General features: G+C 46.6%; 24 protein-coding genes, 2 pseudogenes and 1 riboswitch. Of the genes and pseudogenes, 18 read left to right on the forward strand and 8 right to left on the reverse strand.

Annotated elements, in window-relative coordinates; all coding sequences use genetic code 11:
* The first annotated feature begins 228 nt into the window (after positions 1 to 228).
* On the forward strand, positions 229 to 1,071 hold the full coding sequence (locus JNUCC1_RS06500; protein WP_197431649.1) for a malate synthase: 843 nt from the start codon (positions 229 to 231) through the stop codon (positions 1,069 to 1,071).
* Positions 1,072 to 1,172: 101 nt separating this feature from the next.
* Here the strand turns inward: JNUCC1_RS06500 and JNUCC1_RS06505 are convergent, their stop codons facing one another.
* Complete coding sequence (locus JNUCC1_RS06505; protein ID WP_331713638.1) at positions 1,173 to 2,828, reverse strand: FAD-binding dehydrogenase; 1,656 nt, start codon at positions 2,826 to 2,828, stop codon at positions 1,173 to 1,175.
* Positions 2,829 to 2,868: 40 nt separating this feature from the next.
* The gene (locus tag JNUCC1_RS06510; protein ID WP_156644640.1) at positions 2,869 to 4,035 is read right to left on the reverse strand and encodes a lactate 2-monooxygenase; all 1,167 of its coding nucleotides are present in this window, start codon (positions 4,033 to 4,035) and stop codon (positions 2,869 to 2,871) included.
* Positions 4,036 to 4,146: 111 nt separating this feature from the next.
* Between JNUCC1_RS06510 and JNUCC1_RS06515 the strand changes: the two genes are divergently transcribed.
* From JNUCC1_RS06515 to JNUCC1_RS06560, 11 genes and pseudogenes are all read left to right on the forward strand, one after another.
* Positions 4,147 to 4,704, forward strand: a complete 558-nt coding sequence (locus JNUCC1_RS06515) for a YcxB family protein (RefSeq protein ID WP_231784078.1) — start codon at positions 4,147 to 4,149, stop codon at positions 4,702 to 4,704.
* A gap of 267 nt (positions 4,705 to 4,971) precedes the next feature.
* Complete coding sequence (locus JNUCC1_RS06520; protein ID WP_156644642.1) at positions 4,972 to 5,331, forward strand: Lin0512 family protein; 360 nt, start codon at positions 4,972 to 4,974, stop codon at positions 5,329 to 5,331.
* 167 nt (positions 5,332 to 5,498) lie between these two features.
* Positions 5,499 to 5,618, forward strand: a riboswitch (SAM riboswitch).
* Positions 5,619 to 5,737: 119 nt separating this feature from the next.
* Positions 5,738 to 6,762 (forward strand): annotated as a pseudogene (locus tag JNUCC1_RS06525) (methionine ABC transporter ATP-binding protein).
* Positions 6,752 to 7,414 (forward strand): methionine ABC transporter permease, encoded by a 663-nt coding sequence (locus tag JNUCC1_RS06530; protein ID WP_156644643.1) that lies wholly within the window; start codon positions 6,752 to 6,754, stop codon positions 7,412 to 7,414. Before JNUCC1_RS06525 ends, JNUCC1_RS06530 begins: the two are co-directional and overlap by 11 nt.
* Before the next feature lie 23 nt (positions 7,415 to 7,437).
* Positions 7,438 to 8,301: a MetQ/NlpA family ABC transporter substrate-binding protein gene (locus JNUCC1_RS06535; protein ID WP_156644644.1), complete on the forward strand. Its 864-nt coding sequence runs from the start codon at positions 7,438 to 7,440 to the stop codon at positions 8,299 to 8,301.
* Between the two features lie 18 nt (positions 8,302 to 8,319).
* A pseudogene (locus JNUCC1_RS06540) lies at positions 8,320 to 9,527 on the forward strand (M20 family metallopeptidase).
* A gap of 353 nt (positions 9,528 to 9,880) precedes the next feature.
* Positions 9,881 to 10,105, forward strand: a complete 225-nt coding sequence (locus tag JNUCC1_RS06545; protein ID WP_156645431.1) for a hypothetical protein — start codon at positions 9,881 to 9,883, stop codon at positions 10,103 to 10,105.
* A complete protein-coding gene (locus tag JNUCC1_RS06550) occupies positions 10,092 to 10,658 on the forward strand; it encodes a DUF6036 family nucleotidyltransferase (protein ID WP_156644645.1) in 567 nt (188 codons plus the stop codon). Before JNUCC1_RS06545 ends, JNUCC1_RS06550 begins: the two co-directional genes overlap by 14 nt.
* A gap of 76 nt (positions 10,659 to 10,734) precedes the next feature.
* The gene (locus JNUCC1_RS18620; protein ID WP_231784079.1) at positions 10,735 to 10,923 is read left to right on the forward strand and encodes a hypothetical protein; all 189 of its coding nucleotides are present in this window, start codon (positions 10,735 to 10,737) and stop codon (positions 10,921 to 10,923) included.
* Positions 10,920 to 11,198, forward strand: coding sequence for a PH domain-containing protein (locus JNUCC1_RS18625; RefSeq protein ID WP_331713639.1), 279 nt, complete (start codon positions 10,920 to 10,922; stop codon positions 11,196 to 11,198). Before JNUCC1_RS18620 ends, JNUCC1_RS18625 begins: the two co-directional genes overlap by 4 nt.
* Positions 11,199 to 11,497: 299 nt before the next feature.
* Complete coding sequence (locus JNUCC1_RS06560; RefSeq protein WP_331713640.1) at positions 11,498 to 12,241, forward strand: TerC family protein; 744 nt, start codon at positions 11,498 to 11,500, stop codon at positions 12,239 to 12,241.
* 31 nt (positions 12,242 to 12,272) lie between these two features.
* Here JNUCC1_RS06560 and JNUCC1_RS06565 read toward each other — a convergent pair whose 3' ends face one another.
* From JNUCC1_RS06565 to JNUCC1_RS06575, 3 genes are all read right to left on the reverse strand, one after another.
* On the reverse strand, positions 12,273 to 13,547 hold the full coding sequence (locus JNUCC1_RS06565) for an NAD(P)/FAD-dependent oxidoreductase (protein WP_156644646.1): 1,275 nt from the start codon (positions 13,545 to 13,547) through the stop codon (positions 12,273 to 12,275).
* Positions 13,537 to 13,752 carry a hypothetical protein gene (locus tag JNUCC1_RS06570; RefSeq protein ID WP_156644647.1) on the reverse strand — a complete coding sequence of 72 codons (216 nt, stop codon included), beginning with the start codon at positions 13,750 to 13,752 and terminating at the stop codon, positions 13,537 to 13,539. The genes JNUCC1_RS06565 and JNUCC1_RS06570 overlap by 11 nt, the downstream gene beginning before the upstream one ends.
* Positions 13,753 to 14,288: 536 nt before the next feature.
* The gene (locus JNUCC1_RS06575; protein WP_156644648.1) at positions 14,289 to 15,512 is read right to left on the reverse strand and encodes an IS110 family transposase; all 1,224 of its coding nucleotides are present in this window, start codon (positions 15,510 to 15,512) and stop codon (positions 14,289 to 14,291) included.
* Between the two features lie 883 nt (positions 15,513 to 16,395).
* Between JNUCC1_RS06575 and ppc the strand changes: the two genes are divergently transcribed.
* Positions 16,396 to 19,146, forward strand: a complete 2,751-nt coding sequence (gene ppc / locus JNUCC1_RS06580) for a phosphoenolpyruvate carboxylase (protein WP_156644649.1) — start codon at positions 16,396 to 16,398, stop codon at positions 19,144 to 19,146.
* A 41-nt stretch (positions 19,147 to 19,187) separates the two neighbouring features.
* Here the strand turns inward: ppc and JNUCC1_RS06585 are convergent, their stop codons facing one another.
* Positions 19,188 to 19,424 carry a hypothetical protein gene (locus JNUCC1_RS06585; RefSeq protein WP_156644650.1) on the reverse strand — a complete coding sequence of 79 codons (237 nt, stop codon included), beginning with the start codon at positions 19,422 to 19,424 and terminating at the stop codon, positions 19,188 to 19,190.
* A gap of 145 nt (positions 19,425 to 19,569) precedes the next feature.
* On the opposite strand from JNUCC1_RS06585, the gene JNUCC1_RS06590 reads away from it, so the two are divergent.
* Positions 19,570 to 20,331: a polyphosphate polymerase domain-containing protein gene (locus JNUCC1_RS06590; protein ID WP_156644651.1), complete on the forward strand. Its 762-nt coding sequence runs from the start codon at positions 19,570 to 19,572 to the stop codon at positions 20,329 to 20,331.
* A gap of 1 nt (position 20,332) precedes the next feature.
* A complete protein-coding gene (locus tag JNUCC1_RS06595) occupies positions 20,333 to 21,001 on the forward strand; it encodes a DUF4956 domain-containing protein (RefSeq protein ID WP_156644652.1) in 669 nt (222 codons plus the stop codon).
* 213 nt (positions 21,002 to 21,214) lie between these two features.
* On the opposite strand, the gene JNUCC1_RS06600 is transcribed toward JNUCC1_RS06595, so the two are convergent.
* A complete protein-coding gene (locus JNUCC1_RS06600) occupies positions 21,215 to 21,637 on the reverse strand; it encodes a pyridoxamine 5'-phosphate oxidase family protein (RefSeq protein WP_156644653.1) in 423 nt (140 codons plus the stop codon).
* A 137-nt stretch (positions 21,638 to 21,774) separates the two neighbouring features.
* Between JNUCC1_RS06600 and JNUCC1_RS06605 the strand changes: the two genes are divergently transcribed.
* Both JNUCC1_RS06605 and JNUCC1_RS06610 read left to right on the forward strand, forming a co-directional pair.
* Positions 21,775 to 22,479, forward strand: coding sequence for an SDR family oxidoreductase (locus tag JNUCC1_RS06605; protein ID WP_156644654.1), 705 nt, complete (start codon positions 21,775 to 21,777; stop codon positions 22,477 to 22,479).
* A gap of 316 nt (positions 22,480 to 22,795) precedes the next feature.
* Positions 22,796 to 23,332 carry an NADPH-dependent FMN reductase gene (locus JNUCC1_RS06610; protein WP_156644655.1) on the forward strand — a complete coding sequence of 179 codons (537 nt, stop codon included), beginning with the start codon at positions 22,796 to 22,798 and terminating at the stop codon, positions 23,330 to 23,332.
* A 37-nt stretch (positions 23,333 to 23,369) separates the two neighbouring features.
* Here the strand turns inward: JNUCC1_RS06610 and JNUCC1_RS06615 are convergent, their stop codons facing one another.
* Positions 23,370 to 24,500, reverse strand: coding sequence for an FAD-dependent monooxygenase (locus JNUCC1_RS06615; protein ID WP_156644656.1), 1,131 nt, complete (start codon positions 24,498 to 24,500; stop codon positions 23,370 to 23,372).
* A 604-nt stretch (positions 24,501 to 25,104) separates the two neighbouring features.
* On the opposite strand from JNUCC1_RS06615, the gene JNUCC1_RS06620 reads away from it, so the two are divergent.
* Complete coding sequence (locus JNUCC1_RS06620) at positions 25,105 to 26,385, forward strand: IS4 family transposase (RefSeq protein WP_197431652.1); 1,281 nt, start codon at positions 25,105 to 25,107, stop codon at positions 26,383 to 26,385.
* The last annotated feature ends 163 nt before the right edge of the window (positions 26,386 to 26,548 follow it).

A 26,548-nucleotide genomic window follows, 5' to 3' on the forward strand; every position in this document is an offset into this window, starting at 1 on the left:
ATACGATAACTAAACCAGTGTTGTCAACCTTTAAATTGAAACATTTTAGATTATATGTTATTGTAAAGGTTGAATAGATTTTTGAGACTGGATTCGGCAATCGTGCGCAACTTTTGAGCACGGTTTTTTGATCTAAAGACTGTCTTTTGTTCCAATCAACTGAAGGTTTTTGAAAACAGACGGTTGAGACTGGATGTCAAAGTAAATTTTATTTAGGAGTGTGGGGCAGTGAATTTAATTAATGAAGAAATAACGCATAAAGTCTTTGGCAAGGGAAACATCGTCGATCAAGACGAATCTATTATCACCATTGACTTTGAAGAGGGAACAAAAAAGTTTGTCTATCCCGACGCGTTTGGAAACTTTATCACATTAACTGACCAAGATGCAGCGGAGTCCTTGCAGGAGGTCCTTCTAGAAAGAGAGAAGGAGGAAGAAGCACTTGAGCAGCAACGTGAAGAAGAAAGAGAGCGCCAGGCACTTGAGGAGCAACGCAGGAAAAAACTCAAAAATCATAAAATCCATGAAAGCTCACAAATTGTTTTTTGGATGGATGAGGACGAGCAGCAAAATGTATTTACCGACTGGCAAGTATCTACAGGTAAGATTCAAACCGGCAAGACGAAAGGTCAGCCAAACAGAGCTGCTCGTCTGGGACCCAACAGCGCAGCGCTTCTGACCGTAAGAGATACCGAACAACCAGAAACTGAAAGAAAAATTCTTGGTCTTTATATGGTCAATGAAACGTTTTCCGGCAGTTTGAGCGAAGATGACATGGTGCCGTCGCATACAGAATTCAGGATTGTGCTTACAGACCAGGAAGCTGAAAAAATGCTGTTCTGGAATTATTATATTAACGAGAACTATCCGGAGCGAACTTCATGGAATTCGGGCAAATATCGGTATTTTGATAATGAATGGACTGCTCAAATCCTGAAAGATATCATCGCTTTAAAAACAGATGAAGAGGAAATTAAACATGTTGAGCGTTTTCTGGAATACTTCTGTCAAATGAACGCACTTGATCCGGAAAACATCCCTGAGGCAAATGGGGCATTGAAACAATCATAAGCTGCTCGACGGTCAGCAGAATCTCGTGCCCTTTAAGCCTATTATTTAAAAGAAGCCCAGCACAGGGCTTCTTTTTTATGGACATTTTTTCTCTACCATGTTTACAGAACTTGCCCTGCAATGGCTCTGCCTGTTTCCCGTCCGGAAAAAAGGCATCCACCGAGAAACGTTCCTTCAAGCGAACGATAGCCATGCAGGCCCCCACCCCCAAAACCGGCTGCTTCACCGGCAGCAAACAGACCTGGTATGACAGTACCCGTTTCATCCAGAACCTGGCCGGATAGATTTGTCTGAATCCCACCGAGTGTTTTGCGGCTGATCAGGTTGAGTCTAACCGCAATCAACGGACCATTTCGGTGATCCAATATTTTATGCGGCGCAGCGACTCGAATCAATTTATCACCGATGTAGTGTCGGGCATTGCGAAGTGCAGCCACCTGCAGATCTTTTGTAAACGTATTGTCGAGCTCACGGTCTCTGGCGCGGATTTGTTCAATAATGTGATCGGCAGCCACGCGTCGTTCCCCTGTCAGCTGATTCATTTTGATAACCAGATTATCGATTGTATCTGCCACAACAAAGTCCTCGCCTTGATCAATGAACGCCTGCACCGGTCCAGGCGCGCCAGGTCGAACACGTCCTAGAACATCTTTGAGGCTTTTGCCTGTCAAATCCGGATTTTGTTCAGAACCCGATAATGCGAATTCTTTTTCAATCATCTTTTGCGTTAAAATAAACCAGGAATAATCATAGCCGGTTTGTTTGATCGCCTCAAGGGTCCCGAGGGTGTCGAAACCGGGAAAATTAGGTGATGGCAAACGGTGCCCGCGGGCGTCAAACCACATGGATGACGGTCCGGGTAAAATCCGGATGCCGTGCTTGGGCCAGACTGGGTTCCAGTTTTTGATGCCCTCTGTGTAATGCCACATTCTATCCCGGTTCACAAGACGGGCACCTGTTTCTTCTGATATCTCAAGTAAGCGTCCGTCCACATGTGCGGGCACACCGGAAATCATTTTCTCTGGCGGTGTGCCGAGGCGCTCAGGCCAATTTTTACGGATCATGTCCAAATTGGCCCCGATTCCACCGCTCGCGACAAGCACCGCTGAAGCCTCATAATGAAACTCGCTGATCACATGACGGGAACTGGCTTCACCCCTAGCGACGTCACTCGCCTCGAGCACCGATCCAGCTGCACCTGTGACTCTGCCGCTGTGTTTCAGAAGATGATCCACCTGGTGCCGCGGCTTATAAATCACCTGATTACTTTTTATATGATCGCGCACACGTTTTGCAAAAGGGGCAACAATCCCAGGTCCTGTCCCCCATGTTATGTGGAAGCGCGGAACTGAATTGCCGTGGCCACCCGCATGGTAACCGCCACGTTCCGCCCATCCGACCACCGGGAAAAAGCGAACGCCCATTTCATGCAGCCAGGCACGCTTTTCACCCGCTGCAAAATCTACATAAGCTTCAGCCCATTTTCTGCCCCAATAATCCTCATCAGCCAAGCGATCGTAGCCGGCAGCACCGAGCCAATCCTGCCAGGCCAGATCTTTGGAATCCTTTATACCCATGCGCCTTTGTTCGGGTGAATCAATCAAAAACAGGCCTCCAAACGACCACCATGCCTGCCCGCCAAACGATGCTTCCGGCTCTTGATCTAACAGCAGTACCTTTTTTCCTGCATCGGCCAATTCAGCTGTTGCTACAAGGCCGGCCAGACCCGCTCCTATCACGATCACATCATAGTTCACATTGAGCGCCTCCCCGCGTGTTCACTCTTTAAATTGTTGTTTAGACATCTTTTTTCAGTAGGCTTGGGTCCAAGTCGCGAACAGATTTTTCACCTGCCAAACCAAGTGTCAGGTCCAAGTCAGATAATAGATTACGCATGACTTCCTTAACGCCAGTTTCACCTGCTGCAGCAAGGCCATACATAAGCGGCCGGCCAACGAGAACAGCATCTGCACCCAGTGCCATCGCCTTAATGATATCTGACCCTCGCCGAATACCGCTGTCCATCAGCACGGGAATCTTACCTTGTATAACATCAACGATACCAGGCAGGGCATCCAGGGCGCCAAGTGCACCATCGACTTGCCGTCCCCCATGATTCGATACAATGATGCCATCTGCGCCGTGTTCGAGCGCCAACTTGGCATCATCAGGATGAATGATTCCTTTTAAAATGATCGGCAAGCTTGTGTGTTCTTTTAAAAATGCGATATCGTCCCACGTCAGACGTGCATTTCCAAATACCTGAGTCCAGTGCATAATGGCTGCCTGTGGGTCGTCTGCAGGTGACTTTTCCAACTTGGAACAAAAAGCGGGATCGGTAAAATAATTGCCGACACCTTCACCGGCCAAAAACGGTAAATACACATTTTTCAAATCATATTCACGCCAGGCCATCATCGGTGTATCCAACGTAACCACAATAGCTGAAAAGCCCGCACTCTCAGCACGTTTCAGAAAACTGGCTGTCACATCAGGGTCATTGCTCCAGTAAAGCTGGAACCATTTTTCCGCCTCCCCCATCTCTTCAGCCACTTTTTCCATAGGGACAGTTGAAGCAGAACTGGCAATGAAAGGGACGCCTAGTTCCTTGCAAGCCCGAGCTGAACCAAGTTCGCCATCGGGATGAATAATGGACTGGACCCCGATTGGAGCGTGAAGGATCGGAGTTGGATACGTGCGACCGAAAAGCTCTGTAGATAAGTCGCGGTCCTCAACGTTACGCAACATACGCTGCATAATTTTCCATTTGTTAAACGCTTTCAAATTTGCGTTCATGGTATGATGCCCACCGGCTCCGCCTGCCACATAATAATATGGTCCGTCCGTCATCTTCTCCCGTGCAAGTTGCTCCCATTCTTCATAGACAACCGGGAGTCGATCAGGATCCGGGTTTTGCATCGTCATGTATATTTCGTATTGTGTTTTGTTACCTATGTTTTTCATCACTATTTCTCCCTTCTTTTTCCAACTATTAATAATAGTATATATTTATTTTGAATATTCGTCAAAAAGATGAAGATACCCTTTTCTTGATTGTCTTAGAAAATATCGGCTATGATAACAGCAGCCCCTTATGGAAAGGACATGTATTTTATGACATTTCACTGCCACCTTGAATTTAACGACATCCTGGCACTGCAAAAGGATGTCATTCAGCATTCATATACCCACCACATTAAAAAAATGTACTACAAATGGGTGCTTGCCGTCGCGGTGTTTCTTGCGATTGTATTTCCGTTCGGGCCATCACTCACCTCTGCCATGGTCGGAGCGGTTGCAGTGGTCATTGTTTTACTGGCATTTCCTTCGCTGTACAACAAAGCAGCCTTTTCCAGATCACAAAGTCAAATGGCAAAACAAGATTACAGCAGCGTTCTTGGTCCTTGTAAGATTACGTTAACTGATACAGGGATTGAACGGGAAATCAGCGGAGATGTGACTTTTTTTGACTGGGCAGATTTTACACGGCTTGGTGAAGACGACACACATTATTTTCTGTATCAGACAGACTTAAACGGTTTGGTCTTGCCGAAAGACCCCGGTGACCTGAATGCCGAGGAAACAGCAGATTATCATGACCGCGTTCAGGCATCTGTTCAGGATGGAAAGTAATTAGGGGTAGGCTCGCACTTTTAAGCAGCGGTTTATTTCTTTGCTCATGCAGGTTATTTCTTCGCTCGGGCGGTTTTTTTCTTTGTTCATGCTGATTATTTCTTCGCTCGGGCGGTTTATTTCTCTGCTCAGGCCATTAATTTCTCTGTCCAGCATAAAATCACTTCATCGCTCATGCTAATCATTCCAATGTAGCTTCTCAGTTTGATACACGCCATTAGCGGGAATTGATTGGTATAACCTTCATTCGACAAAGGAGTGTTTATTTTGGATAAAGTGCTATTCATTCAAACGGGAACCGGTATTGATGTGCATGGTCAAGATGTAACAAAAGCGGCTGTTCGTGCTGTAGAAAATGCAATCTGGTCCAACTCCATGCCCGGGATCGAAAAAATATTGCCCGAGCAGAAATTGGACAATATGAAGGTAAACGTGCGGGTTGCTGTTCCGCTTGACAGAGAAAAACTGGACACCAAGCAAATTAAAAATGCCATCCCGTATGGCACCGTAACCGTTGATGTTACAGACGGCGGCATGGCCACATCAAGCGGAATTATGCTAGAGGATAAAAACGACGAAAATGATTTGATGTATATGGTTAACGCTGCTGTTGAGGTCGGATACTAGCAAGTGTAAAAACGGGGCCAGGCTCCAAAGTCTAAAGACTTGAAGCCTGGCCCTTAAAAATACACATTATGTCTGAATTATTTTATTTTTAAAATCCTGTTGACTTTGTCAGCTAAAATGTTTAGAGTAGCATTTAATCTCAAGAAAAAACTTAATACTATTTCATTTTCTTATCAAGAGAGACTGAGGGATGGGCCCTGTGACGTCTCGGCAACGGATTCCATATGGAAAACTGTGCCAATTCCCACAAATGCACCTGCAGCCAGCAGGCATTTGGAAGATAAGAAAGAGACGATGGTTCGGCATATACCAATGACAACGCATCCCTCTTTTTCTTATCTTTTAAGAAAAAGAGGGATTTTTTATTGGAGAGAAAGAGAGAGATTTATGAAGGGAGTTGCGTTCAGTGATTGAATTTAAAGATGTCAGCAAAACATTCAAGGTTGAAAAAAGCGAAATCCAAGCGGTCAAAGATGTCTCCTTAACCATAAACCGCGGCGAGATATACGGCATTATCGGGTTCAGCGGGGCTGGAAAATCGACATTGCTCAGACTGGTTAACATGCTGGAACGCCCGACTTCAGGCACCATTCTGATCAAAGGAGTCGATGTCGGAAAACTGCCAGCGAAGAAGCTGCGGGCAGAACGGCGTAACATCGGTATGATTTTTCAAAACTTCAACTTGTTCCTGTCGCGGACGGTTGCGGGGAATGTTGCCTATCCGCTCAAGCTTGCTGGTTGGAGTAAGGCGAAAATTACAGAACGCGTTGCCGAGCTGCTCGAATTCGTCGGGTTATCCGACAAAGCCAGACATTACCCTGATCAATTATCGGGCGGCCAAAAGCAGCGTGTCGGCATTGCACGGGCGCTTGCCACATCACCCGATATCCTGATCTGTGATGAAGCGACATCAGCTCTTGACCCGGAAACAACTAGCGACATATTAAAGCTTTTGAAAAAGGTGAACCACGATCTTGGGATCACGATTCTTCTTATCACACACGAAATGCATGTCATCCAGTCCATATGTGACAAGGTCGCGATTATGGAAAACGGTGCTGTGATCGAGCACGGACCTGTGTTTGACACATTCACCAAGCCACAGCACGCCACCACACGCCGATTTATTGGCTCTGTTCAACAGGATCTCCCGTCCAAACATATTTTGGAGGAATGGCGCTTACATAACGACGGCGCACTTTACCGGGTTGTATTCACGGGGGCAACACGAATGAACCTGTCTTGTCCTCTGTGACGAGAAAGCATGATGTCAATTTCAACATTGTCTATGGATCCGTGCAAGAACTCCAAGGAAAGTTGTTCGGGAATCTGCTGGTGTCATTTGCAGGCGACGAACAGGCTGTCAAACAGACCCTGGAGGAATTGAAAACACTGGTCAAAATTGGGGAGGTGACAGACATTGAAAGTTGATTGGACCACATTTTGGCCGCGTATCGTTGAAGCAACTGGTGAAACACTTACCATGGTTGTTGCCACACTGATCTTTGGTTCGATTATTGGTATCGGGATGGGACTCTTGCTTTTTATTACCCGGGAAAACAACATCTTGGAAAACAAATGGGTTTTTCAAGCGTTAAATATCCTTATCAACATCATCCGTCCTGTCCCATTTATCATTTTCTTGGTGGCCATTTCGCAGCTGACACGGCTTGTTGTCGGCACAACGATCGGCACAGCGGCAGCAATCTTCCCGATGACCATTGTTGCGAGTTTCTCCATTGCGAGGGTAGTCGAGAACAATCTTGTCAGCATTGACCCGGGCGTGGTTGAAGCCGCTCAGGCCATGGGTGCGAGTCCAGCCCGAATTGTATTCACCATTTTGATTCCAGAAGCACTGGGGCCACTCATCCTTGGACTTACTTTTATCTCAGTCGGCTTGATTGACTTCTCGGCTGTTGCAGGAACAGTCGGTGGTGGCGGGCTCGGTCATATCGCCATGACTTATGGTTATCAACGCTTCGACGGCAGTGTCATGCTCGTCACCGTCGTGATTCTGATTCTTATGGTTCAGCTTGCACAGTGGATTGGCAATACATTATCTAAAAAATTAATGCGTCGTTAATGACGGGAAAAGGGTTATCAAACTTGAAACGAGTTCTACTACTTGCTTTAGCAGTCTTAACTTTAAGTGTTACGGCAGCATGCTCGAGCGACACTGCAGCCAAAGACGGGGATACCGTCAAAGTGAAAGTTGGCGTTAACGGAACAGATGGTGCCCAGTGGCCGATTTTAAAAGAAAAGGCAGCGAAAGAAGGCATCGACATTGAACTGATTGAGTTTGCCGACTACACCCTACCGAACAATGCGCTTGCTCAAGGGGACATTGATATGAACGCCTTCCAGCACATTGCATTTCTTGGACAATTCGTCAAAGAAAGTGGCGAAGAAATTGTGCCAATTGGGTCCACCATGCTTGCACCGATGGGGATTTATTCGGAAAAAATCAGCGACGTCTCTGAGATCAAGGAAGGCGATAAAATCTCACTTCCAGATGATCCGTCCAACCAGGCCCGGGCACTTCGGCTGTTGGAGAGCGCTGGACTGATTACCTTGACAGATGACTTTGGCTTGTTTGGCACCCCATCAGAAATTGTTGAAAATCCATTGAACCTAGACATTATTCCGATGCAAGCCCAGCAAACTCCGCGTTCAATGCCGGATGTCGCTGCAGCAGTGATCAATAATGGGGTCGCCGGCCAGGCTGGTTTTTCCCCAGCTGAGGATCCGATTTTCAAAGAAGAAGCATCAGATGAAAGCATCCACCCTTATGTCAATATTCTAGCCGTCAGCGGTGAAGACAAAGACAACGAAACCTATAAACGCATAGCAGAGCTTTATCAGGAAGAAGCGATCGCTGAAGCCATTAAGGAAGACACCAACGGCGGTTCTTTCCTCGTCGATCTCACTCAGGAAGAACTGGATCAATCATTTGAGAACTTGAAAAAATAAATTGATGGAGGTTTTACCATGACAGAAGCAGTTAAGAATCCTATCGAAGCTTTATATGAATCTATTGAGGCACGTCGTGAGCAGTATATCGCAGCCAGTCAGGATATCCATGCTCATCCGGAAATTGGCAACGAGGAATTTTACGCGAGTGACAGATTGATTGCTTTCCTGGAAGATGCTGGCTTTCAGATAGACAAAGCCGTCGCCGGACACGAAACATCGTTCTACGCTGTAAAAGACTCCGGTCTTGACGGCCCAACTGTCGCCTTCCTGGCCGAATACGATGCCCTTCCCGGCCTCGGCCATGCATGCGGACATAACATTATCGGCACGACAAGCGTTGCCGCTGCGATTGCCTTGGCAGAGGCGCTTCCTGAAACGGGCGGCCGTGTTGTTGTTCTCGGTACACCCGCTGAAGAAGGCGGGCCCAACGGCAGTGCCAAAGGAAGCTTTGCCAAACACGGGTATCTTGAAGATGTCGACGCCGCCTCATGCTGCACCCATCAGGCAAAACATCCTTGTCAGGTGAGACGCTTGCCGTCGATCCGCTCAACTTTCATTTTTACGGCAAGCCGGCACATGCATCAGGTTCACCTGAAAAAGGCATTAATGCACTCGATGCCGTCATTCAGCTTTTTAACGGGATCAACGCCTTGCGCCAGCAGCTCCCGTCCGATGTCCGGATCCACGGCATCATCACCCATGACGGAGATGCACCAAACATCATCCCGGAATATGCCGAGGCCCGCTTTTACATCCGAGCGGAAACGTGGAAACGAACGGTTGAAACGTCGGATAAAGTGCGGGCCATCGCTGAAGGTGCCGGTCTTGCCACAGGAGCAACGGTCAAAGTCGAGCGGTTCCAAAATGAAGTTAAAGACTTTGTGCTGAATCAGGAGTTGGACTCAGTGCTCGGCGAAGAACTCGAAGCCCTCGGGGAAGTGGTCCATACGGAACGCGGTAAAGGAAAAGGATCAACAGACGCGGGCAATATTAGCTACGAAGTCCCAACTGCTCATGGACATATCAAAATTGGCCCTGACGATTTGATTGGGCATACCAACGCCTTCCGTGAAGCGGCCAAATCGGATCTCGGTGACCAGGCGCTGATCACCGGTGCCAAAGCCCTCGCCGCAACAGGCTTTCGACTCCTGACCGATGCCGAAAAGCTGCACCGCATCCGGCAGAACTTTGAGCGGTCACTGGCTGAGAAAACACAGTCGTAGGGGAAGCTTCTGGTGATCGTTTAAAAGCTCAAAACCTCCCTAACCAGGAGGTTTTTGAGTTCCAGCCAGGGCGTCATTTTAGCCGATTCGCCGATATATTTTCAAAAACGCCGATATAAACCTCGAAAGCGCCGATATACGAGTTAAATCCGCCGATACCTGGTGGAAAACGCCGATATAATTAACTTGAGCACCCTTTTAGTGTTAACACTCTATACGATTACAGCGTTTTAAAAATACAGAGACTCATCATAAAAGATATAGACCTGTTAACACCATTTCAGGTTTATAAGCAGTGCCCTCATGATATACTGAAGGCAAAGACCTTTTCAGGGGTGATTTGGGTGGAAAACATGGATATGGATGACCTCAAAAAACGGATTGACCGTAAAAAGCCAGATGTTGAACGCCGCATGGTGCAGACACGTGGTGAGGCGCCACGTATCCGGACGAGAGAAAGAGATCCTGATGAGCAACGCATTCTTGATAAACTGTGTATAAAGCGATGGAAACAAGCAGAGCAGGCAGGAAAGATCAAATATATCTCCAAAACGGAGTGGTATTATGAGCTTGATTGAGGAAGCGAAAATCAGTTTAAAGAAACTTGAAGGAAAATCTAAGTTCGAAAAAATGGTGCAGACAGCGGCGATATTAACTCAGGTGTTTGAACAGGAAGAGTTAAAGCCCATTATTGTAGGAGGACTGGCTGTTGAAATCTATACGCGCAGTGAATACACCACTTTAGACATAGACCTTGTTTTCAGCCAGCGGCAATTGGCTGATGAGTATTTAGAACAACTGGGATTTATCGCTGAAGGACGTCATTGGTATCACGAGCAATTAATGATCAGCGTGGAAATACCTGATGACATGTTGGAGGGTGCTGACTACAATCGCGTCATAAAACTCAATCTTTCAGAATCAGAACACGTCTATGTGATTGGTATAGAAGATATTATTCTAGACCGGTTACGGGCATGTGTCCACTGGAAATCCTCATCTGATTGTGAGTGGGGCAAACGCCTTTTTTTACTTCATCAGGAAAAGCTTGATCTCAATTACCTCTGTACCACGTCACAAAAAGACAACACTTATCAAAAGCTGCAATTATGGTTAGACGATTCAGTATAAGGTACATTTATGAACATCGCCAAAACGAAACCTTCTCCCTTCTATTTCGTATCATATACAAATGGAGGGAAGTACATTGAAGCTATTCCGCTCAAAGATAGACGGTTTTTTCATCACTTTCATTGGTGTTGCGGTAGGCGTGATTGCCGCTGCGTCATTCTGGCCTTTATTCCTTGAAGATGGCATGCAATTTAAAGTGATTATGATATTATCTTTAACATTTTTCTCCGGGCCGGCCTCATTCTGTGGACTGCTTTTTCAGTGAAGTATGTGTTTTACGAGGACTATTTGTATATTAAAGGCGGGCCCTTCCGCAGTCGTATTGCTTACAAAGACATTACGCGCGTGAGCCCATCACACGATGTTTTCACAGGATATCGCGTGCTATCTTCCCGTGATGGTCTGGAATTGTTTTACACAACGGGGCTGATGGGCAGTGTGAAAATATCACCAGAGGATCAGGGGATGTTTTTGAAGGAGTTACAAGAGCGGGCGCCAGATGTACAGATAGATTCAACGCTTAAGCCAGATTGCTCATAAACTTTTACATATGTCCTGTATAGACCTCCACCCCTAAGCGAATACTCATAGTACAAAAGCCGCCTTCTTGACAAATTTTGCAGTAAAGTGGTTAAATAAACTTAAGATTAAAGGGGAGTAGCTGTGACAGTAAAGTCGTCAGGACGGAGTGCCCGCTTGGCATTCTCGGCTTTACTGGCAACGTGGACATGTTGTTAGCAAGACCTTTGCCAGTGCGGGAAAGGTCTGTTTTGTAAGGGGCTTTTGCCACATTGGTGGTAAGAGCCTCTATTTTGTTGTTTTCGAAGGGAGCAATGGTTGTGGAAAGCATTTGGCTGGAATATGCATGGACATTACTGGTGCTGATCGGGCTTGAAGGGATCTTATCTGCGGACAACGCCCTTGTCATGGCGGTGATTGCAAAACATCTGCCGGGGGATCAGAAAAAGAAAGCGATCAACTACGGCATTATCGGGGCGTTTATCTTCAGGTTTGGCGCCCTGTTTGTCATTTCATTTATTGCGGATGTATGGCAGGTTCAGGCAGTCGGAGCGGCTTACCTGATTTATCTGGGCATGAAGCATGTCTTGTTTCGTTCGAAAAGTGATGAAGACGACAATAAGCAAAAAAACAAAGGTGCCGGATTCTGGCCAACTGTTTTTCAAATTGGACTCACTGACCTAGCTTTTGCCATCGATTCCATTCTTGCGGCGGTTGCCCTTGCGATCGTGCTGCCAGACAGCCCGTTGCCGAATTTTGGCGGAATGGACGGTGCGCAGTTTGGGATCGTGCTTTTGGCAGGGATCGCCGGGTTGATCTTGATCAAATTTGCCGCCAACTGGTTCATCAGCCTACTTGCTAAGCGGCCGGGTCTTGAAACAACCGCCTACTTGATTGTAGCGTGGGTCGGGGTGAAACTTGCTGTGATCACATTGAGCCATGAATCAGTCGGTGTTTTAGATGAAACCTTCCCCAATAGTTCAGGTTGGAAGATCACCTTTTGGGCAACCTTGGCAGCCATAGCCGTGATTGGGTGGTTCACTTCGGGGAGAAAGAAGGAATGAACGGACCAGGGACTCCCCATGGTCCATTTTTTTATTTTCTAAACCACTCAGATCGCTCGGCTGCGTCCGTCCCAGCCGCATGTCCTGTCACAAAGGCTGCGGTAATGTTGTAGCCTCCAGTGTATCCGTGGATATCGAGGACCTCACCGCAAAAGTACAAGCCGTCCATCTTTTTTGAAGCAAGTGTTTTAGGATTGACTTCTTTCAGGGAGACACCCCCACCGGTGATAAAAGCTTTCTCGATTGAGAGCGTACCGTCAATCTTCACCGGAAACGCTTTGATCAGTTTGACAAGTTCGCGCACCTGTTGTTTAGGAAGCTGATGATACGTCGTTTTGGCATCAAGTCCGATCTGTTCCAACAAAAACAAGAGATACCGCTCAGACACAATGGGCTTCCAAACGTTTCGAAGTGCTTTGTTCGGTTCGCGTTTCGAAGCGGACAGGAGACGGTCGAACACATTTTGCTCCCCTTCGTCCGGGAAAAGATCAATCGTCATCGTCACATAGCTCGCATTGTATTTTTTCAAAGCCTTAACCACGTACTGACTCAGTCTGAGGGCGGCCGGCCCCGATACACCGAAATGGGTGAAAATCATGTCCCAGCGATGGGTTTTGATGGCCTTTTGTTTTGGCGACCATGCAGTGAGTGCGACATCGCTGAGGGACAAGCCCTGGAGTGTCTTGTTTTTGATAAAAGGTTCGCTGGACGTGAGCGGCACTTCTGTCGGATACAGCTCAGTGATCGTGTGTCCGGCCTTTTCTGCCCATGGGTAGCCATCCCCCGTTGAGCCTGTGTTTGGCACAGACTTCCCTCCAGAAGCGAGGATCACGCTCGGTGCTTCAATTTCTTCACCAGTGTCCAGACGGATGCCTTGCACTGCGTCGTTGTGATAGAGAATGTCCTGTACGCGCGTGGACGTCCGCATTGTCACCCCGTGGCGGCGGAGCTCATTCAACAATGCATCTACAACTGTCTTGGCGCTGTCAGACACCGGGAACATCCGCCCCCTGTCCTCTTCTTTCAACGGAATGCCCAGCCCTTCGAAGTATTGAATGATACTTTCGTTGTTGAAATTAGAAAAGGCACTGTATAAAAACTTTCCATTCCCCGGCAGGTGTTTGATCAATTGATCGAGCGGCATCCGGTTTGTGACGTTGCAGCGTCCCCCACCAGAGATGGCGAGTTTACGACCGAGTTTCTTGCCTTTATCAACTAAAAGTACCGACGCCCCTGCTTCAGCCGCAGCGACTGACGCCATCAGCCCGGCAGGACCGCCGCCGATTACGATTACATCATATGTCATTTTTTTCCCTCATTTGTTTGGATTCATGTTGATTAGTGGTTCCTTGTTCGTTGTTTTGTTTATGTAACAGTTTTTTTAATGTGGTGTTGATGTTGTTGAGACTGAGCAAGATCAAACCCAGCATGATGAACGTGACAATTTCACCGGTCACAACGGATATTACAGCCAAAATAGCAAAATAAACGATATACAACCAATTACTCATCAACCGACTCTCCTTACATCTCTTTCCTGCATTTTATCATAAACCGCGTTATGATTATATCGCTTAATATAATGCTCTACAAAACAAAGCGTATGACAAAGATCAGCTTACACATAACATCGCTATTTATGTGCATTTAAAGTAAACTGCGAACTAATTAGTTAGATCTAATTTGGGGTTTTATGACTGCCACTGGCAACCGCTCGGGGAAAACACTCCGCGTCCAGTGGGCGCTGATGAGCCTCCTCGCGCTGCGCGCTCCGGGGTCTCATCTAGGCTTTTGCTCCCACGGGAGTCTCCGTGTTTTCCCCGAGCTAGTTGAGTGGCGTTTACCTTTCTGCTGGCCTTCTTAAGCAGAAGGCGTCCAAGCCACTGAAAAACATAAAGTGATTGGAGCGGAGGGAAGTCGACTCCTACCATGAAAATTAAAATACTATAATACTTAAAAATGGCAATACTAAAGTAGACGCAGCTCATTCTTTTTTAAAAAAAGTAGGAGAGCGCCAATGTCTAATGGGTATAGAATCAGTAAGATGTTAAGATACTTCTTGTTCCTTAATATCAACTGTATATCCTAAACTTTCTAGGCGGCGCAGTGAATGGTTAACAATAGATTGTTTTCTTTGCTTGTCGAAGTGATCTTCGCCTAAATCTACATACATCTCTTTACGAGTTAGTAGATAGTAGGCTATTCGTAAAATGGCATGAGCAACTACAATTGCTGCTCGTTTTCTACCCTTACGGGCAGCCGTACGACGATAGAGTGCTCCGAGATAGGTCTTGGAACCCCGAAGTGAATGAGCTGCTTCAATTAATGCAGATTTCAAATATTTATTTCCATTCCTAGTTCTAGATGATTTACGTTTCCCAGCACTTTCATTATTACCGGGAACTAACCCCGCCCATGAACACATTTGCGGTGCAGTAGGAAATTGTTTTTTAATATTTGTTCCAAGCTCTGCAAGTATTTGTTCAGCCATTCTTGTTGCGATTCCTGGGATTGAATCCAGTCGCTCAATATCTTCCTGATATTCACTCATTCTTTGAGCTATCTCTTCATCAAGCATATCTATTGTGTTAGTAAGGTAATCATAGTGGTCTATAATAGTCTTTATCATGAACCGCTGATGATCTTGTATATAACCTTGTAGAGCAAGTTTTAGTTGTTCTTTTTTCTGTTTCATTACGCCTCTTCCATAATTGGCTAAAACATCAAGGTCTTCAACGCCATTAGCTATAGACCGAAGCATATCAAGAGAAGAGACGCCTGTAATGTTAGAAACAACAGAACCTAGTTTGATGTTAGCGCCTTCTAGGACTTTCTGAATTCGATTGAGTTGTCTCGCACGTTCTTCGATGATGCTTCTACGATACCGAACAAGTTCACGTAGTTCCCTTTGTTTCCGATCTGGAATGAAGCTAGCCTTTAGTAAACCATGACGAAGAAGCTTAGCAATCCATTCAGCATCTTTGACATCTGTTTTTCTTCCTGGAACAGCTTTAATATGTTGCGCATTCACTACTAGGAATTCAATATCTTCTGCTTCTAACAAATTAACAATTGGTTTCCAGTAGACACTCGTGCTTTCCATCGCAACATGTGTGCATTTGTGTTCCTTGATCCAATCCACTAATCCGATCAGATAAACAGTTTTGGTTGAAAATGTTTCAATCTCCTTTCCTTTTGGTGTGATAATGCATGCAGTAATGTTGTCTTTGTGGACATCCAAACCGCATGCTCTTTCAATGAGTATATCCATTGAAAAGCATCCTTTCTACGGCATCAAATATTTTAAGGCTGGCGCAACAACCAGAATAGGGTTAATCTACCATGAGTGCTTCCCGAAAGGGAGCAACAATAAGTGATGCGCCGTGGTCGAAGGAGTCAGACTGCGGGTAGGGCTCTAAGGCACCAAGGAGTATCGACCTTCCTCATCCAGCCGTAGCACTAGTATCGCCACCCTACATCTATTTTCATCCCCTTGTGGTGTATAGCGTTTTTTGCGATACATGGTTGACTGCGGGAACAGCACGAGTCCGAAGACCCCACAGCGAGAACTTGAAGGAGGGTCGACTAAGACCGTCCTTTGCGGACAACGTCGACATACCCCTTGCCGGGGCAAGGAGGCTGAGGCCGTGCCCGCGGCTAGAAGACACTGTGAAAGTGATTTTCTTGAACAGATGTCGCACTTGAGCTGTTATAAAGTTAAAGCGACTTCCCGCAGCGGAAATCACGATGCTCTTACAAACATATATGGTGTTTGGCTTAGCTATATCGGAAATTCTATGTGTTATATCGGCATTTTATCTCATATATCGAAAAATCACATGAAATTACTATACTAGTCGCAACCTAAAACTTTACAGGCCAGGGGTCTTAAGTGTGTTTTTCATTAGTTCGGAGTTTGTGTCTGCTATTCGTTAAGCCCTTATTTGCGGAGGAAACAATTTTTTAGAGCAGAGCCTTTACATAAAGGTCGCTCGCCCTCCAAAATTAACAGAACTATCAATTTCATCAGATTTATGGTAAAATGTAATGATCACCTTTGTGAGTGGGGAAATAAGTGGATAGATTCAGAGATCCCCCTTTAGGGAAAAGAATGAAATACTTATACACCAAGGACTGCACAAGGAGGAAACGGGATGACCGTAACAACTGACCATAATGCTTTATTAAGACAAGATGTGAACGTGCTCGGAAATATACTGGGAGAGATCCTGGTGCTTCATGGAGGACGTGAGCTGTTTGACCAAGTGGAGCGGATTCGTGAAATGACGAAGCGCATCCGACAAGACTTTGATCAGACAACCTATGATACTTTGAAAAAAGAAATCAGCAGTTTGAAACCGCCGATGCGCCAGCAAGTGATCCGTGCGTTTTCAATCTATTTTCATCTGATTAACATTGCCGAACAGAACCACCGTATCAGACGGCGGCGCCAGTATTTGCTCGAGGAGGAGACAAGCCAGTCGTTTTCGATTGAAAAGGCTGTTGAAAAAGTAAAAGCGTATGGCCTCAACACAGACAGGATTCAACATGTGCTGGATGACTTGTCCATTGAATTAATCATGACAGCCCATCCGACAGAGGCAACGAAACGCACAGTGCTGGAAACACAAAAGCGGATTTCGCATAATTTGCGAAAGCTGGACAACCCGCTGGCAACCGAACGCGAGAAGGCGACAGTGGAGGAAAGTTTGTTCAACGAGATAACGGCTCTGTGGCACACGGATGAACTCCGGCACCGCAAGCCTGAAGTGCTCGATGAGGTGAAAAACGGACTGTACTACTTTGACCAGACACTGTTTGAGACCCTGCCGGCGGTGTTTCATGAGCTGGAGATGCAGCTGCAGGAGCAGGTGTCTGAAAAAGACTGGGAAGTGCCGAACTTCATTCATTTCGGTTCGTGGATCGGCGGGGACCGAGATGGGAATCCGAATGTGACCCCGGAAATTACGTGGACGACGCTTGAGATGCAGCGTGAATTGATTTTGAAAAAGTATGAGGCGTCACTTGTGGACTTGATGCGGCGTTTCAGTCAATCGAGTGAGCGGATTTCGATCAGTCAGGCGTTTATTGATCGGACTGAGGCGGAAGAGGCTCGATACTTGGAAACGGGAGAAAAATGGTATGTAGCCTCTGAAGTGTATCGGCGCAAGTTTGCGGTGATCTTAAAGCGGCTGCGTGAGACTGGGAAATCGGAAAACGGGTATGATCATTCCAATGAGCTTGTGGCGGATTTGATCGAGATTAAGAAAAACGCCGAGGCCCATTTGCCAGTGACGAAAAAGCTCAAGACAATTCGCAAAGTCATTCGCCAGGTGCAGCTGTTCGGATTCCATTTGGCCACACTCGATGTCCGCAACCACAGTGGCGAACATGAAGCGGCTGTGCACGAGATTTTGCAGGCGGTTCATGTGTCTGATGATTATGCGTCCCTGTCCGAGGCTGACAAGCAAGCGGTGCTTTGTCAGGCGCTGAACGACCCGAGACCGCTCTTGCTGTTTGATGACAGTTATTCAGATGCGACTTTAAAAATGCTGGGCGTCTTCCGGATGATCAAAAACGCCCATGATGAATTTGGCAAACGCGCGATTCAGGTGTATCTGATCAGTATGACAGAAGCGCCAAGTGATCTTCTTGAAGTGCTCGTGCTGGCAAAAGAAACCGGTTTGTACCGGCTGTACCCAGACGGCAGTGTGGAAAGTGACCTCGATGTCGCCCCATTACTTGAGACGATTGACGATCTGATTGCCGGACCGGAGATCATGCAGAAGCTGTTTGAAACAGAGGTCTACCAAAAGCAGCTTAGCGCACGCAAGAATAATCAAGAAATCATGCTCGGCTACTCTGACGGCAGTAAAGACGGCGGCACATTGAGCGCGAACTGGAAACTGTTTAAGGCTCAGGAAGAGATCCATAACATGGCCAGAGAATATGATATTCGGCTGAAATTTTTCCATGGTCGTGGTGGGTCACTCGGCCGTGGCGGTGGTTCGCTGAATACGAGTATCCTGTCACAGCCGGTTGAAACGCTGGGTGATGGCGTGAAAATTACCGAACAGGGTGAAGTGCTGTCATCGAGGTATTTGCTTGAGGACATTGCGTACCGGAATCTGGAGCAGGCCGCTTCAGCGTTGTTCGAAGCATGTGCACGGGCGTCGAGTGCGCCTGAGGAGATGGAGCTGCGCAAGAAAGAATGGGAAGAGGCGATGGAAACCATTTCGGAAAAATCGCTGACCAAATACCAATCCCTCGTGTTTGGCGATCCAGATTTTCTGACATATTTCCATCAGGCAACCCCATTGACCGAGCTAGGCGCCCTGAATATCGGTTCCCGCCCAATGAGCCGCAAGAACAGCCAGAAGTTTGAAGACTTGCGTGCGATCCCGTGGGTATTTGCGTGGACCCAGTCGCGGCATATGCTTCCCGCCTGGTATGCGGCAGGCACCGGTTTGCAGGCGTTCATTGACGCTGACTCGGGCAATTTGGCCGTGTTGCAGACGATGTATCGTGAGTGGTCATTCTTCCATTCAACGATCAACAATTTGCAGATGGCCTTAATGAAAGCCGATATGAAAACAGCGAAGGAATATTTGGATTTGGTCGAGGATCCAAAGCTTGCTGAGCGGATTTTCGCTGACATCGCTGATGAATACGAGCGCACGCGTAAGGCTCTGCTCGCAATCTCAGGAAACGACGACCTGCTCAGCCATACACCAAATATCCAAGAATCGGTTTATTTACGGAATCCGTATGTTGACCCGATCAACTTCTTGCAAGTGGATCTGATCCGGCAATTGCGCGAAACCGACAATCCATCCGAGGACCTCGTCACCGAAGTGCTCCTCACCATCAACGGCGTCGCAGCCGGGCTTGTTAACACAGGCTGATGGTTATAATATATGACACAAGGGGCCAGACCTCCAGGAAGTTATTCCCGGAGATCTGGCCCCTTTTTGTGTTCGTTGGATAGGGGGCGTTGTTGCTTTGATAGAGTGCCTGCATGCTTGGATAGAACCGGATCTTCCTTTGATAGAGTGCGCGCTTGCTTGGATAGAACTGGATCTTGCTCTGATAGAGTGCCTGCTTGCTTGGATAGAACTGGATCTTGCTCTGATAGAATGCCCTCTTCCTCTGATAGACTCAATTCTTCCTTTGATAAACCCATGCTCCCCCCTCAGAAAAACCACTTCAATACTTTCCATCGACCAGTGTGCCCACTCTTACCCCATTTTCTCATCGTTTTCTAATCTGATTCACAGGATCCTCTCACCTTGCTGGCTTATCATTGTTGGGTAAGGGAGGCGGAACGGATGGCTATTGAAATATTTAAGAGAAAAGAACAGAAGTATCTGATCACCCGTGAGCAATACAAGGCATTGGTGAAACAAATCCAGCCGAATATGCGACCAGATAAATTCGGTGTGGACGGCCGATATACGGTAAGCAGTCTGTATTTTGAAAGTCGGGATTACAAGATCTATTTTGAAACAAAAAACAAGCTGCGATACAGGCAAAAGCTGCGTTTGCGGATTTATAACGATGCAGACTTGAACAGCACCGCTTTTTTCGAAGTGAAGCAAAAACATAAAAAGGTCGTGAACAAACGCCGCATGCTTCTTCCGCTTTCAGAAGCATACCGGTATTTGTCGGCCGAACAAAATGACCATCTGGAGGAATTCGAGACGACCAATTTACAGGTGCTAAGGGAGATTGATTATTTCCGTCATCTGTATGAGCTTGAGCCCGGTATGGTCGTCAGCTATGACCGTCACGCCTTGCACGGTTTGTATGACGAGAATCTCCGGATGACATTTGACATGAATCTGCGCTGCCGGGACGAAGACTTGCAGCTGGAGCATGGACCATACGGGGCGAACTTCATTGATCCGAATCTAATTGTGCTTGAGGTCAAGGTGGACGACAGTGTGCCGCTGTGGCTTGTGCGGATTTTGCAGGCGCTTAATTGTGAGCAGAAGAGTGCATCGAAGTTTTGTACCAGTATGGAATTATTGAAAAGTGATCGCTTGCCAAATGGCGTGCAAAAAGAACTCATTGCAGTAGGAGGACATTAGAATGGAAATTTTTGATCAGTTGGCGAACGGCTTCAATGGAACGGATTCATCGATTACGATGAGCCTCGTTGCCATGGCCATTACAGCCGTACTAAGTTTAGTCATTACGAAGGTTTACCAGATTACATTTACAGGAGAACGCTACTCTCAGGCCTTTGTCCATACGATTATCATTATGAGCGTCGTCGTCTCTGTAGTCATGAACGTCGTTAGCGGCAATGCAGGTGTTGCATTCGGGCTCTTCGCCGTATTTTCACTCATTCGTTTCCGGAGTGCGGTCACCGACGCGAAAGACATTGCCTATATTTTCTTCGGTTTATGTGTCGGTATGACGAGCGGCCTGTTCCAATTTGACCTTGCCGTCGTGCTCACCGTTTTCGCCAGCATTTTATTTTATCTCTTGTATAAATTTCAGTACGGCAAAGGTAAGGACACTCAGATCTTGAAAGTCACTGTCCCTGAAAATTTGAACCACGAAAATTTGCTTGACGATATTTTTGCCGAGTTCACTATAAGTCATGAGCTTCGCCAAGTAGAGACAACAAACCTCGGCACTATGATTTTATATACCTATGCGATTCGCTGTAAAAATGAATCCAACGACAGGGAAATGCTCGACCGAATTCGGGAGAAAAATGCTAATTTAAAGGTTGCTTTAACGTATTTGTGATGAAGTGATCAAGCGGCTTTGACTTGCCGCGTTCAAGATATCCAGGTTTTTCAGAGGTTTATCCTGAAAAATTAGCTTATATCCAGGTTTCTGGGGCACATATCCAGAAATATAGGCGTTTATCCAGATTTAGCAGACATATATCCAGAATAACCGGACGTATATCCAGAAACTAAAAAGACCGACTCATCAACTGGTGAGTCGGTCTTTCTATTATAGCTCAACCTCTTTCGGCGGCAAGTTCTTCTTATTCATAACCCGGACCGCGACTGGCGTGATCTTCAACACGATCAGATCAGGATCTTCGGGGCCGTCGAACCAGTGTTTCATATGTTCGTTCCACATCTTTTCCTTCATGCTTTCATCGTCATGGATGGAAACTTTTCCGGTGTATTCCACGAAATCATCGTTGAAGCCCTCGCCATCATAACCGAGCAGGATGTGGGTGTAGGGGTTTGCCTCGATTTCGTCTTTTTTATCAGTCTCTCTGCTTGTCGCAGTGTACAAAGTCAAATTGTCGTTCATAAACGTCATGTAGCGTGAATGCGGTTTGTTGCCTTTTACCGTTGCCATCGGGCCAACAAAGGATTTATTGAGTATGTTTTCGGCAATGGACTTAATTTCTGTTTGATTCATTGTTTCCACTCCTTGATGTAATGTATGCTGCACTTCTATCTTTCACCGATTACAGCAGCCTTAAACATTCGAGCCGCACAATGTAAGCGTCTCCCCACTTGTGTTACACTTTTAACAAACAAAGGGAGGCTGATCATATGACAGAACAATTGAAAGCACAAACAGCGGTCGTTACCGGTGCAAGCAGCGGAATCGGTGCGGCCATTGCAAAAGCGCTCGTCGAAGCCGGGGCAAATGTGGTGATGGCCGCGCGCAATCAGGACAAGTTGGCAGGCATAGCAGAAGCAATCGGACAGCCGGCGCAGACGCTTTGTGTCACAGCAGATATGACCAAGCAGTCCGATGTAGCAAATTTGGCCAAACAAGCGAAGGAAGCATTCGGGCACGTGGACATTTACGTCAACAACGCAGGCCAGCTGGGCGAATGCACCGTCACGTCCGGCGCGGTTTCCGACTGGGATGCGATGATCGATGTGAATGTGAAAGGCGTTTTATACGGTGTCGATTCCGTTTTGCCTGCCATGGTAGAAAAGGGCAGCGGGCATATCGTCAACATCGCATCAGATTTGGGTTTTTATGTCCCGAAACACAGAACCGTTTACAGCGCAACGAAATTCGCTGTCCGGGCTATTTCAATGGGGCTGGAAAAAGAACTCGCCCACACCGGCGTCCGCGTCTCGAATATTTCACCAGGCATGGTCGATACGCCCCTTACCACCGACAGCCCGTTTGACGACGACCGGAAAAAGCTCGATCCAACTGACATTGCCCGCGCAGTTGTCTACGCCGTAACCCAGCCGGATTACGTGAACGTCAATGAAATTACTGTAACGCCGAAGTAGATTGAACAGCGGCGTTATCCAGAATTAGAGGGTACTTATCCATAAAAAAACGCGCATATCCAAAATTTTCACGTAGTTATCCATAAAAATTGAACCTATACCCAGGTTTTGCGGGCATATATCCAGAAAAAACAGCTATATATCCAGGTTCATCATGCTCACCAAAGTCACGACGTTCCACTGACAGAGCTGGATCAAACGCCCGCCGGAACCACGGGCACACATCACCAGGCCCAGCCCGAGCCAGGCCGGCAGCCGTTATTTTCCGCGGTAATATGTTACACTTTTCATAGAAAGTTATATTGGAGGCAGGAACATGAAGGTTGTAGGTGTTGCAGGAGAGTTGACGGGCTGGAAAGCGACCGTTGGGGTGCATTATGTGCTTGAAGCCATGAAGAACGCCGATCCGTCGATTCAGACTGAGTTAATTGAAATGAAAGATTTTGATGTGGAATTCGTACGCGGAGACCCGCTCGCTTACTATAACGATGACACATGGGAGGTCGTTACCAAGATTTCTGAGGCGGATATGCTTGTGTTCGGCACACCGATTTATCAAGCGTCGATTACAGGTGCGCTGAAAAATCTGCTCGACTATTTTCCTGTGGACGCTTTCAAACGCAAAGTGACCGGCATCGTGACCACCGGCGCTGTTGAAAAGCATTTCCTCGTATCCGAGTACCACCTGAAGCCGATCCTTTCCTATTTAAAAGGCCTCGTGCCAACGAACAATGTGTTCATTCACAGTGACTGCTACAGCGATGTGAACGAAATTGTCGATGATTATGTGTTGAAACGCATCAGTGCCCTTGCCGAAGAAATGATTTCCTTGCAAAAAGGTATCAACGGATAAGCAGCGGCCTGGATCGAATCCTCGGCCGCACCAACTGTCATTTGAACAAAAAAGTCAGGCGCCAGAACAACAATGACTTCGGGATAAGCGGAAACACGCCATTTCGAAATGCTACTAAAAAGGGATTGTCCCATTGGGCAGCACTTCCGATCTGACGGGAGAGTTTGACGACTTTTCCGGTTTTCCACACGCGCTGGGCGTCATATCGATCAAACGCTTCTCGAACACTTTGCTCATGTTGCAGCGCATCCATTAGCACATACGCATCTTCAATCGATTGCCCGGCACCTTGCCCCATATTGGGCGAAGTTGCATGGGCCGCATCACCCAGCAGGCAAATTCGGTCATAAACAAACGTCGACAACGGCTCGATATCATAAATGTCATGATGTAAAAAATACGTATCATCCGTGTCCGTGATCAGCCGCTTGACGATTGGCGGGAAGTGAGCAAATAGTTGAGCCGTTCCCGATTGGTCCAGCCCCTGATAATACGTATCATCGGCCTCAGCGTTCACACAGGCAAACCAGTACACATCTCCGTTATAAAGCGGTGCCCATCCGAACCGCCCGCGCCTAGACCAGGCTTCAGAAGAAATATGCGCCGGCACGTCCTGCTGGCTGCTGGAAACTCCGCGCCAGCACGTGTATCCTGTATACCTCGGCAGACTTGAATTTACCAGCGCCTCTCTGAACACAGAATGAATCCCATCCGCTGCAATCACATAATCAGCCACAGCTTCCGTTCCATCGATAAAAGCAAGTGTGACATTATCTTGTGTCTGCTGGAAGTTAGCCACCTTTTTTCCAAAATGAACATAGGCCGGGTCCACCGCTTCAAATAAGGCATGGTGCAAATCAGCCCGCTGAATCGTGATATTTTCTTCTCCAAATCGTTTTTTTAACAACGAAAAATCAATCCGGTTCATCACTTTAAAATCCCCGTTCAAAAAACGCTGCTCCTTAAGGGTCATACCGCGTGACTTAATCTCCTCACTCACGCCGAGTGCCTCCAGGGCCACCATCACATTGCTGCCAATACCGATCCCCGCACCCAGCGGCTTGAACGCGTGAGCTTGTTCGTAAACATGCGTTTTGATCCCAATCTTATGCAGACCAGCAGCCACAGCCAGACCACCAATCCCACCACCAACAATCGCGATCTCCATACATCCACCTCCATTAATCTCCAGTATACCTCTTCCCGAAAACCCCCATAAAGAAAGCCCTTTTTCTATAAGATCGTTATTTTTAATGTAAAAAGCCTTAATGGATAGTCGGTACAAACTCCGAACTAGTGAAAACTTGTATTGACTGCTTCTGGCAATCGCTCGGGGAAAACACTCCGCGTCCAGTGGGCGCTGCTGAGCCTCCTCGGTCTACCGACCTCCGGGGTCTCACCGAGGCTTTGCATCCCACAGGAGTCTCCGTGTTTTCCCCGAGCTAGGTAAGAGAGGTCATTCTTTAACCCTTATGCGAGTAGAACCGTCCAAGCCACTGCCTAACACAAAGTGATTGGAGCGGAGGGAAGTCGACTCCTGCGGGAACAGCACGAGTCCGAAGACCCCGCAGCGTTACATTAAGGAGGGTCGACTAAAGCCGCCCTTTGCGGGCAACGTCGACATACCTCTTGCCGGGGCAAGGAGGCTGAGGCCCAATGCCAGAAAGTTTTTGTTCCATTATTTTCCATATGATGAAAATAATGCTTGACGATGGCGCTATAAATATTAAAAAATGAAGGTAGCATCAAGTTTACAGGGAGGTATTAACGCCATGAAATCACCATTTACTTTCCTCGAAGCCATCGGAAAAACAAAGGAAATACTTCACAATGTTAATTTCATGATAGCGTCCAGACGGAAGTCTACCTACTTTACACGTCAAGGAAACAATAAATTGACCTTTCAAAGTATAATCTTGTTTCATCTCTCGATTGTGAGAAAGTCCCTGCAACTGGAACTCGATGATTTCTGTAAAAAGCTGGATTGCCAAATGCCGAACATCTCTAAACAAGGCTATTTGGAGGCGAGAAAGAAGATAGATCCATACGCTTTTTCCTATTTATTTCATTCGATCGCAGATGCCTATTATGAAGCTACGGAATATAAAACGTTCCGTGGCTATCGCCTTTGTGCTGTGGATGGAACGACCATCAAATTACATCATACGCAACCGTTAATTGACTATTATGGTACTGCGCAAAATCAAAAAGTGAATCGCGCTCGTGCTAACGCGGGTGCTATATATGATATACAGAATGATCTTTTTCGTAGAGCCAAAATAGCTCCTTATGCTACAAGTGAACGGGATTTAGCGAAAGAACTCATCGACAGCCTCCCCTCTAAGAACTCAGTGCAGGATCTTATCCTTTTTGATCGCGGTTATCCTGCACGGGAGTTTGTAGACTACTTAGAAAGAAGCGGCATAAAATATGTGATGCGTTGTCCAAAAAGCGGCGTTATGAAAGAGGTGAAGAATACAACGAAAAAGGATCAAACCATTCAAATGAAATACAAAAAGGAAGTATATAATCTTAGGGTTATTCGTTTCTTTTTGGATTCCGGGGAAGAAGAAATTCTCCTTACAAACATCATGGACCAATCATTCGACGTACCTACTTTTAAAGACCTGTACTTTAAACGGTGGGGAATAGAAGTAAAATATGATACATTAAAAAACAAATTAAATGTGGAAAATTTCAGCGGAACTACACCACTGACGGTCGAACAGGATTTCTATGCCTCTTTTTATTTAATTAACATGGCAAGTTTGATACATGGCGAAACGACAGAATGTATTGAGCGGGAAGATCATGATAAATCACTAAAATATAAATACAAAGCAAATATGAACAGAGTCATTGCAAAGTTGAAGGAGTATCTTATTTATTTTTTCAATATGCGAGAGTGGTCTGCCTTAAAGCAGTTGTATAAACAATTAATAGATGAAGCACAGGAAGAAAAAACCCCTGAACGGCCAGGCAGAAGGTGTCCAAGAAATGAAACTCTACGCTCTAACCCTTATGCACTGAACCAGAAAGGGGCTCTTCCTTAGAATACAAAATACAGCCAAAATCGTCAAAAAGGAAAACTTATGGAAATGTATTGTAAATTATTTCCACACTAGCTTTCTGACATTGGGCTGAGGCCGTGCCCGCGGCTAGAAGACACTGTGAAAGTGGGTTTCTTGAACAGATGTCGCACTTGAGCTGTGATAA

The sequence above is a fragment of the Lentibacillus sp. JNUCC-1 genome (assembly GCF_009741735.1).
GTDB lineage: Bacteria > Bacillota > Bacilli > Bacillales > Amphibacillaceae > Lentibacillus_B.